Source organism: Embleya sp. NPDC005575 (assembly GCF_040605455.1).
Classification (GTDB): domain Bacteria; phylum Actinomycetota; class Actinomycetes; order Streptomycetales; family Streptomycetaceae; genus Embleya.
Genome location: NZ_JBEXCV010000108.1, coordinates 18,266 through 30,688 on the forward strand (window position 1 = coordinate 18,266; position 12,423 = coordinate 30,688).

Sequence of the window (12,423 nt, forward strand, 5' to 3'; positions counted from 1 at the left end):
TTGAGCGCACGACCGGTTCTCGTGTACGACGGCGACTGCGGTTTTTGTACCCGGTCGGTGGAGTTCGCGCGGAAACACATTCCGTTCGCCGCCGACGTGGTGGCTTGGCAGTTCGCCGAACTGGAGGAACTCGGCGTCGAGCAGCACCGCGCCGAGCACGAGGTGTTGTGGGTGACCCCCGTCGGCACCGTGTACGGCGGACACCACGCGGTGGCCAAGCTGCTGATGAACGCCGGCGGCCCGTGGGCCCTCGCCGGCGCCGCGCTGCGGGTGCCGCCGGTCAGCATCGCCGCGCACGGCGTGTACCGCCTGGTCGCGGACAACCGCGATCGCATGCCCGGCGGAACTCCCGCGTGTGCGATGCCCGCGCACCTGCGGCCGGACACCGTCAACGCTGCGGGGTGACCCGCCGGGCGGCTCTTGCGGTGGCCGCGTGCTCGCTCACCGCCTATCTGCTCCTGGGCACCTTCGGGACGGCGGACATGTGGTGGCTGGGGGATTTGCGGGTCTATCGCCAGGGCGGCGTGGACGTGCTCGCCGGCCACGGTGACCTGTACACGATCCGGCCGAAGCGGCTGCCGTTCACCTACACGCCGTGGGCCGGGTTGACCTTCACGCCGTTGGCCTGGCTGCCGTGGGGCGCGGTCGAGGTGGTGGGGGTGGTGGGCAATCTGGCGTTGCTCGGCACGGCGACCTGGCTGGCCTGGGGGATCCTCGGGCTGCGCGGCGACGACCGGGTACGAGCGACCGCGCTGAGCGCCGCCGCCCTGTTGTGGACCGAGCCCGTCCAGGAGAACCTGCGCTTCGGGCAGGTCAACCTGCTGCTCCTGGTCCTGGTGCTGACCGACTTCGCCCGCCCGCGCGGCGCCCGGTTCACCGGGGTCGGCGTCGGATTGGCCGCCGGGCTCAAGCTCACCCCGGCGATCTTCATCCCGTACCTGTTCCTGACCGGACGTGTGCGCGAGGGATTGACCGCGCTGGGCGTGTTCGTCGGCACGGTCGCCGCGGCGTTCGCGGTGCTGCCGCGTGAATGTGCGGACTACTGGGGCGGGTTGTTCCTGGACGACACCCGGATCGGGCTGGCCCAGTTCCCCGGCAACCAGTCCGTAAACGGTGCGGTGACCCGGCAGTTCGGCGCACAGTCCCCGCCGGGATGGTTGTGGCCGCTGCTCGCGGTCCTGGTCGCGGCGCTGGGTATGACGCTGGCGGTCGTGGCGGCGAGGCGCGGGGCGGCACTGGCCGGGATGGGTCGTTGTGCGCTGACCGCGCTGCTGGTGTCGCCGATCTCCTGGACACATCACTGGGTGTGGGCGCTGCCACTGGTGATCGTGCTCGCCGACCGGGTCCGGCGCACCCGGACGCCGGTGGCCTGGGGCCCGTTGGTGGCGGTGCTCGCGGTCGCCGCGGCCTATCCGATGGAGCGTGCCCGGGTGTCCGGGGTGCTGCCGAGCGGGATCGTGTGGACGGTGCCGTACGGCGACGGTGGCGAGCTGAACCTGCACGGCCGGCAGCTGATCGTGGGCAACGCGTATGTGCTCGTCGCCGTGACCGGGTTGATCGTGGCCGCGTGGGTACTGTTCGCCGATCGCCGCCAATTCACCTGTTCGACCGGTTTGACCCCGACCGCCGAGCCTGATCCGGATCCCTCTTCGTAGACTCGTCATACTTTCAGCCGATCCGTCCCGTCCGCCGCCGTGGCGGATGCGGATGGGTCGTACGGCGAGGTGGGCGCGATGCGGGCGACGGCGCGAGGGGCGGGCGGCACGTTCGGCGTTGTGCTCGGTGCTGTGCTCGGCGGGCGGTGCGTTTGGCTGCGCCCGGTAGGGATCGGCTCTTGTGGGCCCCGCGCCGGCCGGACCTCGCGCCGTCGGACTCCACGCGGCCGGACTCGACGCGGGTTCGGTGGGTCGATCGCGACCACGCCCGAGGCGGGGGTTCGACGGGGGTCGCATGCCGGTTCGAACGATGATCCGATCATGCCTAGACTGAGCCGAACGGGGATCGGCCCGGCCGCGACCAAGGCGGCGAGGGGCATGGGGGCGGAGACGGCGCACATGGGCGACAAGGCTCGACCCCTCGGCGCCGACCGGATCGCCGGTGGCCCCGCCAGTGGCACCACGGGCAGCCGTCGGCCAGGGGGCAGGATCCGGCCCCTCGGCAAGGTCCGCTCAATCGGCATCGCCATGGTCGGCCTGCTCATCGCGCTCGGCATCATCGTCACGGTCGGCGGCGCGGCGCCGCCGCCGCGCACCACGCGACCGCTGCTCCTCGGCGGCGTCATACCCGGGCCCGAGGGACCGATCGCGCTCCCCACCGACGCGCCCGCGGCGCCGCCCACCGACGCCGAGCGGGCCTGGCTCGCGCAGGGCACCGTCCCGGGCGCGACCCCGCGATACCGGGCGATGGCCGAGCGCGCGCTGCTGGACATGCGGGTGCTGACCCAGCCCGACGGGTCGGTGGCGGCGGCCTGGTTCGGGATCTGGAAGTACGTCTGGCCACGTGACGCGGCCTGGGTCGCGGCGGCCTTCACCGCCACCGGGCACGACCGGGAGGCACTCGCGGTGCTGCGCCGATTGGCCGCGCTACAGCGTCCCGACGGCACGTGGGAGGCGCGCTACCGGCTGGACGGCGGGCCGGTCGGCGACAAGCGGGCGGCCCAGTTGGACGGGAACGGATGGGTGCCGTGGGCGGTCTGGTTCTGGTACGTCCACCAGGATCCCAAGGCCCCGGAGACCGTGGCAGCGCTCGGCGAGCTGTGGCCGACGGTACGCAAGGCCAGTGACGCCGCGGCCGGTCGGCTGCGCACGAACGGGCTGCCGCCACGGGGTTCGGACTATTGGGAAACCCGCACCGACCAGGTCACCCTGGGCACTGCGGCACCCCTGTCGGCCGGACTGCGATCCGCCGCCGACCTGGCACGGCGGACCGGAAGCGCGCCCGACGCGCAGCGCTGGGCAGGTGCCTCGGACCGCCTCGACCGCGGCATCCGGGACGTCTTCGGGCGGCACGGCTACCCACGCACGGCGTCGGCCAAGGGCGGCGCGGACACGGCGGTGACCTGGCTGGGACCGCCGTTCGCTCGCGCGGACGGCGGGATCGCGAGCGCGGTCCGCCGATCCGCGGGGCTGCTCACCCTGCCCAACGGAGGCATCCTGCCGGGCGAACACTGGGCCGGCGACCCCACCGCGGCCTGGACCCCGGAAACCGCGTCCTTTGCACTGTTCAGCGCAGCGAGCGGGGACCGGGCCGGCGCGGAACGCCGGCTGGACTGGCTCGCCGACCACCGGACGGCATACGGATCACTGCCCGAAAAGGTCGACAAACACGGCAAGCCGGCCTCGGTCGCGCCCCTGGCATGGACATCGGCGACCGTGCTGCTGTCATTGGCGGCATTGGACGAGCCACTGCCGATTCCCTGACCGGAGCCGACAGCGGCCCGCCCCACACCGAGGCCGACCACTCACCGCCTGCGGCGGAGCATCGGAGCACTCCGCGCTCGTGCTGCCCGTCCGCTACGCGGCTGTGGGGTGGGCGGGGGTCGTGGGGATGTTGCTCGTCTGCCGTGTGGGCGGCCGGCTGCTCCGTTGTGGGGCTTCTCGTGCGCAGCGCGGCGAGTGCGGCTTGGGCGGGTGCTCCGCTGGGGGTTGGTCGCGTGGTGGAGGTGTGTCCGACGCGGTGGGGCCGGCCGCCCGTGGCTGGGGGCAGTCGGGTCGGCCGGCCGCGTCGGAAGCGGGGTTCTCATGCGTGGCGCGGTGGGGTTTCCCTGCGCGCTCTCTGCCCGTCGTCGTGGCGTTCGGTCAGGAGTCCGCGTCGGTTGTCACCTTTGCCGCGAGTTGCGGGGGCATGGGGTCGTGTCGGCAGTATGTGCGGGCGAATTGGCCCGTGCCGTGGCTGATCGAGCGCAGGTCGATCGCGTAGCGGCTGATCTCGATCTCCGGGACCTCGGCGCGGATCAGGGTGCGGCCCGAGCCGATCGGTTCGGTGCCCACCACCCGGCCTCGGCGCGAGCTCAGGTCGCTGAGTACGCCGCCGACGTACTCGTCGGAGACGGTGACCCGTACCTCCGAGACCGGCTCCAGCAGGTGGATCCGGGTGCTTGCGGCAGCCTCGCGCAATGCCAGCGCGCCCGCCATCTGGAAGGCCATGTCGGACGAGTCGACCGAGTGTGCCTTGCCGTCGGTCAGCGTCACCCGCAGGTCGACCATCGGGTAGCCGGCCGCGACGCCCTTCTCCATCTGTGCCCGGACGCCCTTCTCCACGGACGGGATGAAGTTGCGCGGCACCGCCCCGCCGAAGACCTTGTCGACGAACTCGAACCCGGACCCGCCGGGCAGCGGTTCGACGTCGATCTCGCAGATCGCGAACTGGCCGTGTCCGCCGGACTGTTTCACGTGTCGACCGCGCCCGCTGGCCTTCTCCGCGAACGTCTCGCGCAGCGACACCTTGTGTGCGACCGCGTCCACCGCGACGCCGTAGCGGCTGCGCAACCGGTCGAGCAGTACCTCGACGTGCGCCTCACCCATGCACCACAGGACCAGTTGGTGGGTGTCGATGTTGTGCTCCAGGCGCAGCGTGGGGTCCTCGGCGACCAGGCGGGCGAGCGACTGGGAGAGCTTGTCCTCGTCGGACTTGCTGTGGGCACGGATGGCGACCGGCAGCAGCGGGTCGGGCATCATCCACGGCTCCATCAGGAGCGGATCGTCCTTGTCCGAGATGGTGTCGCCGGTCTCGGCCCGGGTCAGCTTGGCGATCGCGACGATGTCGCCGGCGATGCCGCGGTTGAGCGAGCGCTGATGTTTGCCCAGCGGGATCGACATCGCGCCGATCCGCTCGTCCAGATCGTGGTCCTCGTGTCCGCGATCGGCCATGCCGTGCCCCGAGACGTGCACCGTCATGTCCGGGCGCAATGTGCCGGAGAAGACCCGGACCAGCGAGATCCGGCCCACGTACGGGTCGGACGTCGTCTTGACCACCTCGGCGGCGAGCGGGCCCTCGGGGTCGCAGGTCAGCGGGTCGCGGGGCTTGCCGTCGGGGGTGGTGACCGGCAGCACCTCGTGCTCCGGCGGCGCCGGACAGGCCCGGACGATGCCTTCCAGGAGTTCGATGGTGCCCAACCCGTCGGGCGCGACGGCGAGCACCGGGTAGAACGAACCGCGTGCGACCGCGGTCTCCAGGTCGGCGATCAGCGTGTCGACCTCGATCTGCTCGCCGGAGAGATAGCGGTCCATCAGGGACTCGTCCTCGCTCTCCGCGATGATGCCCTCGATCAGCCGGTTGCGGGCGTCCTCGATCAGCGGCAGGTGCTCGGGGTCGGGGTCGAGCGTCTCGCGGGTGCCGGAGGAGTAGTCGTAGACCCGCTGGGTGAGCAGGCCCATCAGGCCCGCGACGCCCTCGTCCTCGCCGTGCAGCGGCAGGTACAGCGGCAGCACGGTGTCCGAGTCGGGGTCGCCGAACACCCGCTGGCAGATCAGCACCATCTCGTCGAAGTCGGCGCGCGCCTGGTCGAGCTTGGTGATCACGATCGCACGGGGCATGCCGACCGAGGCGCACTCGTCCCAGAGCATCCGGGTCGAACCGTCCACGCCGTCGGCCGCCGAGACCACGAACAGCGCGGCGTCCGCGGCGCGCAGGCCCGCCCGCAGGTCGCCGACGAAGTCCGCGTAGCCGGGGGTGTCGAGCAGGTTGATCTTCACGCCGTCGAATTCGACGGGGGACAGCGACAGCGCCACCGAGCGGTGCTGGCGGTGTTCGATGTCCTCGAAGTCGGACACGGTCGTCCCGTCCTCGACGCGACCGGCCCGGGGAATCGTCCCGGTCGCCACGAGCAGGGACTCCACCAATGTCGTCTTGCCCGCCCCCGTGTGGCCCACCAGCACCACGTTGCGCACCGAGTCCGGGCTCGCCGGCGCGGTTACCCTGCCGACGGTTCCGGCGCTGGCTCCGGATTTATCCGCCATGTGCCACCTCCTGGTTGTCCATCTGTGCGGTCGTCGTCGACGTCCCGGACGCGCAGGTGCAAGTCGGTCGTCGGTACGCCAACGTCCGCAAATCGATTCCTGAACGGCAGCATTGCCCCGACGTCCGACCGAGTACAAGTGTCCTCGCCGTACGTGATGTTCTCCAACGCGGCACGCCCGGGCGACGGGGGGCTCGGGAGGTGCGACCGCGTCAGTACGATGGGCGCACCAGGCGGGTCGAGTCCACCGGATCCCCCGCCGCCCCGGCAATCCCTCGGGAAGGCGATGCTCAACAAATACGCTCGTGCCTTCTTCACGCGTGTGCTCACCCCGTTCGCGAGCTTTCTGCTGCGCCACAACGTGAGTCCGGACACGGTGACGCTGATCGGCACCCTCGGGGTGGTCGTCGCGGCGCTGGTGTTCTTCCCGATCGGCTGGTTCCTCACCGGCACGCTCGTCATCACCGCGTTCATCTTCTCCGACCTGGTCGACGGCAACATGGCGCGCCAGTTGGGCCGCTCGACCAAATGGGGGGCCTTCCTCGACTCCACGCTGGACCGGGTCGCGGACGCCGCGATCTTCGGCGCGCTGGCGATCTGGTTCGCCGGTGACGGCGACAACCTGCGTATGTGCATCCTGGCGATCTTCTGCCTCGGGTCCGGCCAGGTCGTGTCGTACTGCAAGGCCAGGGCCGAGAGCCTGGGCCTGGCCTGCGACGTCTCCGGACTGATCGAGCGGGCCGAGCGGCTGGTCATCTCGCTGGTGGCGACCGGTCTCGCCGGAATGGGTGTCCCGTACATCCAGGAAGCCGCGCTGTGGTTCATCGCGGTGGGCAGTCTGATCACGGTCTTCCAGCGGATGATCGCGGTGTATCGCTCGGCATCCGCGATCGACAACGCGGTGTCCGGAGGTGACAAGGCATGACCGACCTCGGGCAGCGGCTGGCCGACACCGGGTACGCCCTGGGCTGGTCCGTGGTCAAGCGGCTGCCCGAACCGGTCGCCACGGCGGCCTTCCGGCGGATCGCCGACCTGGTCTGGCGGCGGCGCGGTGGCGGCGTGCTGCAGTTGGAGGCCAATCTGCGTCGCGTCGTGGGATCCGATGCCACGCCCGAGCAACTTCGCGCGCTCTCCCGCGAGGGCATGCGCTCCTACCTGCGCTACTACCAGGAGGCGTTTCGGCTGCCGGTCTGGGACCGCGAGACGGTGCTGGCCCGGATGGAGTGCGACCTGACCCTGCTGGACAAGTGCAGCGCCCGCGGCAAGGGCGTGATCTTCGCGCTTCCGCACATGGGCAACTGGGACCACGCCGGCGCCTGGATCACGCTCAAGGGCTATCCGTTCACCACGGTCGCCGAACGACTGAAGCCGGAGTCGCTGTACAAGCGCTTCCTGGACTATCGCGAGTCGCTGGGCATGGAGGTGCTGCCACTCACCGGCGGCGAGGGCAACACGTTCGGCACGCTGGCGCGCCGGCTGCGCGAGGGCCGGCTGTTGTGCCTGCTCTCCGACCGCGACCTGACCACCGCGGGCGTGCCGGTGACCTTCTTCGGCGAGCAGACCCGGATGGCGGCCGGCCCGGCCGCGCTGGCCGTGCAGACCGGCGCGGCGCTGATCCCGGTCACCCTCGCGTGGGACGGCAAAATTCTCCGGGCCACGCTGCATCCCGAGATCGAGGTGCCCGGCGAGGGCGACCGCCGGGAGAAGATCGCGGTGATGACCCAGCGGGTCGCGGACGCCTACGCCCGAGCGATCGCGCGCGACCCGCAGGACTGGCACATGCTTCAGCCGCTGTGGATTGCCGATCTGGACCGACGCCGGCTCGCCCGGATCGGGGAGGCCAAGTGAGGATCGGCGTCGTGTGCCCCTACTCGTGGGACGTGCCGGGCGGTGTGCAGTACCACGTGCGGGACCTCGCGGCGAACCTGATCGCGCGCGGGCACGAGGTGTCGGTGCTGGCGCCGGCGGACGACGACACCCCGCTGCCGGACTACGTGGTACCGGCCGGGCGGGCCGTACCGGTGCGCTACAACGGCTCGGTGGCGCGGCTCAACTTCGGCTTCCTGTCCGCCGCGCGGGTGCGTCGGTGGATCCACGACGGGCACTTCGACGTGCTGCACATCCACGAACCGGCCACGCCCAGCCTGTCGTTGCTCGCCTGCTGGGCCGCGTCCGGCCCGGTGGTGGCCACCTTCCACACCTCCAACACCCGCTCGCGCGCGATGATCGCGGCCTATCCGATCCTGCAGCCCGCGCTGGAGAAGATCAGCGCCCGGATCGCGGTCAGCGAGTACGCGCGCCGCACCCTGGTCGAACACCTCGGCGGCGACGCGGTGGTCATCCCCAACGGCGTGGACGTCGGCTTCTTCGCCGGCGCACCCGTGGAGCCCCTGTGGCAGGGCACTCCCGAGGCGCCCACCATCGGCTTCATCGGCCGGATCGACGAGTCGCGCAAGGGACTGCCCACGCTGATGGAGGCGTTTCCGCGGATCGTCGAGGCGTTCCCGGGCGTGCGGCTGCTGGTGGCCGGGCGCGGGGACGCGGAAGAGGCGGTGGCGGACCTGCCGGAGGCGTTGCGCGGACAGATCACCTTCCTGGGCATGGTCAGCGACCTGGACAAGGCCCGACTGCTGCGCAGTGTGGATGTGTACGTGGCGCCCAACACCGGCGGCGAGAGCTTCGGGATCATCCTGGTCGAGGCGATGTCGGCGTCGGCGCCGGTGCTGGCGAGCGATTTGGACGCGTTTCGGCAGGTGCTGGACGGCGGGCGGGCGGGGGAGTTGTTCGCGGTGGAGGACGCCCCGGCACTTGCCGCCGCGGCGGTGGCGCTGCTTCGGGATCCGGTGCGGAGGGGTGCGTTGCGGGAGGTCGGGCGCAAGCATGTGCAGCGGTACGACTGGGAGACCGTCGGGACGGACATCCTGGGCGTGTACGAGACGGTCACTGCGGGGGCGCCGGCTGCGTAGCGGGGTTGGCCTCAAGCGCCGCCCGGGCTGATGGGGTGGCCTCAAGCGCCGGCCGGGCTGATGGGGTGGCCTCAAGCGCCGGCCGGGCTGATGGGTGGCCTCAAGCGCCGGCCGGGCTGTTGGGTTGCTTGGCCGGGCTGTCGGGTTGGTCTGGCGAGGTGAAGGGCGGCCGGAAGTGTTGGTCGGGTCGGGGGTTGGTTGGGTCGGCGGTATTAGGGTCGCCGGGTGATGACTGTCATCTGGATTCTGCTCGCGGTGCTTGCGGTCGGTGTCTATCTCAGCTGGACCGCGGGGCGACTCGACCGGTTGCACGCGCGGGTGGACTCGAGTCGGGCCGCATTGGACGCGCAGTTGTTGCGGCGTTCCGCGGTCGCGCAGGAGATCGCCACCTCCGGGCTGCTCGATCCGGCCTCCTCGCTGGTCTTGGCCGGTGCCGCGCACGAGGCGCGCAACGCGGCCGAGGACGAGCGTGAGGTGGCGGAGAGCGACCTGACCCGCGCGCTGCGGTTCCTGTTCGAGGACCCCGCCCAGGCGGAGGACCTGCGGGCCCGACCCGGCGGCGCGGAACTGGTCGCCGAACTACAGACCGCGGTCCGGCGCGTACCGATGGCCCGGCGCTTCCACAACGACGCGGTCCGCGGCGCCCGTGCGGTGCGCCGCCACCGATTGGTGCGCTATCTGCGGCTCGCGGGCCATGCCCCGTACCCGGTCACCTTCGAGATGGACGACGAGGAGCCGCGCACATTGCAGCCCGGTGGGTCCTGACGGGAGCCACACAAAGGCCACCGTGGACAGATTGGCCCGGGTAATTTGCCGGGGTGGCATGACATTAGGATCCACCTCACCCGTACGATGGAGCCAACCGTCGTCGTTCGCACCTGTGTGAGGTCATCCGTGTCCACCACCCCCGCAAGCCCCCAGACCGGCACCGACCTGGTCAAGCGCGGCATGGCCGAGCAGCTCAAGGGCGGCGTGATCATGGACGTCGTCAACGCCGAGCAGGCCAAGATCGCCGAGGACGCGGGCGCGGTCGCCGTCATGGCGCTCGAGCGCGTGCCGGCCGACATCCGCAAGGACGGCGGCGTCGCGCGCATGTCCGACCCGGACATGATCGACGGCATCATCGGCGCCGTGTCCATCCCGGTGATGGCCAAGGCTCGGATCGGCCACTTCGCCGAGGCCCAGGTCCTGCAGTCGCTCGGTGTGGACTACATCGACGAGTCCGAGGTGCTGACCCCGGCCGACGAGTCGAACCACATCAACAAGTGGAAGTTCACCACCCCCTTCGTGTGTGGTGCGACCAACCTCGGCGAGGCGCTGCGCCGGATCACCGAGGGTGCGGCGATGATCCGCTCCAAGGGTGAGGCCGGCACCGGCAATGTGGTCGAGGCCACCCGGCACATGCGCACCATCCTCAAGGACATCAAGCAGCTCTCGGTGCTGGACGAGGACGAGCTGTTCGTCGCCGCGAAGAACCTCCAGGCGCCGTACGCGCTGGTCAAGGAGGTCGCCGAGGCCGGCAAGCTGCCCGTCGTGCTGTTCACCGCGGGCGGCATCGCCACCCCGGCCGACGCGTCGATGATGATGCAGCTCGGCGCCGAGGGCGTGTTCGTCGGCTCGGGCATCTTCAAGTCCGGCGACCCGGCCAAGCGGGCCAAGGCGATCGTGGACGCGACCCTGCACTTCGACGACCCGGACGTGATCGCCAAGGTCTCGCGCGGTCTGGGCGAGGCGATGGTCGGCATCAACATCGACACCCTCCCGGCCGAGCAGCGTTACGCCGGTCGCGGCTGGTAGCTCGCGCCTTCGAGCCCTTCGCGCCTCGAACAGCACCGCGCGCACGCGAAAGCACTTCGCGCACTCGAACAAGCTGTGAGCCGGGCCCGGACGCGAACGCGTCCGGGCCCGGCTCGGTACCTACGACCGGACGGGGTTGACGTGTCCACCACTCCCATCATCGGTGTCCTCGCCCTCCAGGGCGACGTGCGCGAACACGCCATCGCGCTGGCCGAACTCGACGCGATCGCACGCCCGGTGCGCAAGGTCGAGGAGTTCGCCGAACTCGACGCGCTCGTCATACCCGGCGGCGAGTCGACCACGATGTCCAAGCTCGCGGTGTCCTTCGGGCTGTTCCCGGCGCTGCGCGAGCGGGTCGTGGGCGGCATGCCGGTCTACGGCTCGTGTGCGGGCATGATCATGCTCGCCGACAAGATCCTGGACGGTCGCGAGGACCAGGAGACGGTCGGCGGGATCGACATGATCGTGCGGCGCAACGCGTTCGGCCGGCAGAACGACTCGTTCGAGGCCGACGTCCCGTTCGCGGGACTGGCCGGCGGCGACCCCATCCACGGCGTGTTCATCCGCGCCCCGTGGGTCGAGTCGGTCGGCGCCGAGGTCGAGGTGCTCGCCCGGCTGACCGCCGAGCCGTACGCGGATCGCATCGTCGCGGTACGCCAGGGCAACCTGCTCGCCACGTCCTTCCACCCGGAGCTCACCCCCGACCGGCGGGTGCACGCGTACTTCGTGGACATGGTCCGTGCCACGCTCTGAGTCCGCGCGCCGGTAGGATCTTCCAGCCTGTACAGGCCCGTGCAGTGCACCCGCGACCCGAAGGAGTAGAGGCGGATGTCCGGCCACTCGAAGTGGGCGACCACCAAGCACAAAAAGGCCGTCATCGACGCCAGGCGCGGAAAGCTCTTCGCCAAGCTGATCAAGAACGTCGAGGTGGCGGCACGCACCGGCGGCGGTGACATCGCCGGCAACCCGACGCTCTACGACGCCATTCAAAAGGCCAAGAAGTCCTCGGTCCCGAACGACAACATCGACCGCGCGGTCAAGCGCGGCTCCGGTGCGGAGGCGGGCGGCGCCGACTACCAGTCGATCACGTACGAGGGGTACGGACCGAACGGTGTCGCGGTGCTGATCGAGTGCCTCACCGACAACCGCAACCGCGCGGCGTCGGATGTGCGGGTCGCGATGACGCGCAACGGCGGCTCGATGGCCGACCCCGGCTCGGTGTCGTACATGTTCACCCGCAAGGGTGTAGTAATCGTGCCGAAGAACGACCTGAGCGAAGACGACGTGCTCGGCGCGGTGCTCGACGCCGGCGCCGAAGAGGTCAACGACCTCGGCGACACCTACGAGGTGGTCAGTGAGGCGACCGACATGGTCGCCGTGCGGACCGCGCTCGTGGACGCCGGGATCGACTACGACTCGGCGGACGCCAACTTCATCCCCAGTGTCTCGGTCGAGCTGGACGAAGAGGGCGCGCGCAAGATCTTCCGGCTGATCGAAGCGCTGGAGGACAGCGACGACGTGCAGGAAGTCTGGGCGAACTTCGACGTGAGCGACGCGGTTATGGAGAGCATCAACGCCGAGTAGGGCTCGCGGCATCGGTCGTGCGGCCGGCGAGGATCGCGACGACACCGGTCGCATTTCGCGAACGCGCGTGGGGTCGGCGGCAACTGCTCCGGCGTCACCTCCGCCGACTGGTTCGGGCTG

General features: G+C 70.7%; 11 protein-coding genes. 10 read left to right on the plus strand and 1 reads right to left on the minus strand.

The genetic code is table 11. The features are described 5' to 3' along the window. The 3 genes from ABZS54_RS29390 (at position 1) to ABZS54_RS29400 (ending at position 3,419) form a co-directional block, all read left to right on the plus strand. Entirely contained in the window at positions 1–405 is a 405-nt protein-coding gene (locus ABZS54_RS29390) for a DUF393 domain-containing protein (RefSeq protein WP_355542584.1), read from the plus strand. Beyond that, positions 402–1,655 carry a glycosyltransferase 87 family protein gene (locus tag ABZS54_RS29395; protein WP_355542587.1) on the plus strand — a complete coding sequence of 418 codons (1,254 nt, stop codon included), beginning with the start codon at positions 402–404 and terminating at the stop codon, positions 1,653–1,655. Before ABZS54_RS29390 ends, ABZS54_RS29395 begins: the two co-directional genes overlap by 4 nt. Positions 1,656–1,976: 321 nt before the next feature. Further along, positions 1,977–3,419: a hypothetical protein gene (locus tag ABZS54_RS29400; RefSeq protein ID WP_355542590.1), complete on the plus strand. Its 1,443-nt coding sequence runs from the start codon at positions 1,977–1,979 to the stop codon at positions 3,417–3,419. A gap of 378 nt (positions 3,420–3,797) precedes the next feature. Here the strand turns inward: ABZS54_RS29400 and ABZS54_RS29405 are convergent, their stop codons facing one another. Then, positions 3,798–5,957 carry an elongation factor G-like protein EF-G2 gene (locus ABZS54_RS29405; protein WP_355542593.1) on the minus strand — a complete coding sequence of 720 codons (2,160 nt, stop codon included), beginning with the start codon at positions 5,955–5,957 and terminating at the stop codon, positions 3,798–3,800. Between the two features lie 285 nt (positions 5,958–6,242). On the opposite strand from ABZS54_RS29405, the gene pgsA reads away from it, so the two are divergent. The 7 genes from pgsA (at position 6,243) to ABZS54_RS29440 (ending at position 12,303) form a co-directional block, all read left to right on the plus strand. Continuing rightward, positions 6,243–6,881, plus strand: coding sequence for a phosphatidylinositol phosphate synthase (gene pgsA / locus ABZS54_RS29410; RefSeq protein ID WP_355542596.1), 639 nt, complete (start codon positions 6,243–6,245; stop codon positions 6,879–6,881). Then, complete coding sequence (locus tag ABZS54_RS29415) at positions 6,878–7,804, plus strand: phosphatidylinositol mannoside acyltransferase (RefSeq protein WP_355542599.1); 927 nt, start codon at positions 6,878–6,880, stop codon at positions 7,802–7,804. Before pgsA ends, ABZS54_RS29415 begins: the two co-directional genes overlap by 4 nt. Beyond that, positions 7,801–8,922 carry a glycosyltransferase family 4 protein gene (locus tag ABZS54_RS29420; RefSeq protein ID WP_355542602.1) on the plus strand — a complete coding sequence of 374 codons (1,122 nt, stop codon included), beginning with the start codon at positions 7,801–7,803 and terminating at the stop codon, positions 8,920–8,922. The genes ABZS54_RS29415 and ABZS54_RS29420 overlap by 4 nt, the downstream gene beginning before the upstream one ends. A 228-nt stretch (positions 8,923–9,150) precedes the next feature. Next, positions 9,151–9,687: a hypothetical protein gene (locus ABZS54_RS29425; protein WP_355542609.1), complete on the plus strand. Its 537-nt coding sequence runs from the start codon at positions 9,151–9,153 to the stop codon at positions 9,685–9,687. Positions 9,688–9,774: 87 nt separating this feature from the next. After that, a complete protein-coding gene (pdxS, locus tag ABZS54_RS29430; protein WP_052173616.1) occupies positions 9,775–10,719 on the plus strand; it encodes a pyridoxal 5'-phosphate synthase lyase subunit PdxS in 945 nt (314 codons plus the stop codon). Between the two features lie 141 nt (positions 10,720–10,860). Continuing rightward, positions 10,861–11,472, plus strand: coding sequence for a pyridoxal 5'-phosphate synthase glutaminase subunit PdxT (pdxT, locus tag ABZS54_RS29435; protein WP_355542605.1), 612 nt, complete (start codon positions 10,861–10,863; stop codon positions 11,470–11,472). A 75-nt stretch (positions 11,473–11,547) separates the two neighbouring features. Next, positions 11,548–12,303 carry a YebC/PmpR family DNA-binding transcriptional regulator gene (locus ABZS54_RS29440; protein WP_355542607.1) on the plus strand — a complete coding sequence of 252 codons (756 nt, stop codon included), beginning with the start codon at positions 11,548–11,550 and terminating at the stop codon, positions 12,301–12,303. Positions 12,304–12,423: the final 120 nt, after the last annotated feature.

What these genes read in the sequence shown, in the direction of transcription:
- ABZS54_RS29400 (WP_355542590.1), top strand. Translation starts at nt 1,977, where the DNA reads ATGCCTAGACTGAGCCGAACGGGGATCGGCCCGGCCGCGACCAAGGCG.
- ABZS54_RS29405 (WP_355542593.1), bottom strand. Translation starts at nt 5,957, where the DNA reads ATGGCGGATAAATCCGGAGCCAGCGCCGGAACCGTCGGCAGGGTAACC.
- pgsA (WP_355542596.1), top strand. Translation starts at nt 6,243, where the DNA reads ATGCTCAACAAATACGCTCGTGCCTTCTTCACGCGTGTGCTCACCCCG.
- ABZS54_RS29415 (WP_355542599.1), top strand. Translation starts at nt 6,878, where the DNA reads ATGACCGACCTCGGGCAGCGGCTGGCCGACACCGGGTACGCCCTGGGC.
- ABZS54_RS29425 (WP_355542609.1), top strand. Translation starts at nt 9,151, where the DNA reads ATGACTGTCATCTGGATTCTGCTCGCGGTGCTTGCGGTCGGTGTCTAT.
- pdxS (WP_052173616.1), top strand. Translation starts at nt 9,775, where the DNA reads ATGGAGCCAACCGTCGTCGTTCGCACCTGTGTGAGGTCATCCGTGTCC.
- ABZS54_RS29440 (WP_355542607.1), top strand. Translation starts at nt 11,548, where the DNA reads ATGTCCGGCCACTCGAAGTGGGCGACCACCAAGCACAAAAAGGCCGTC.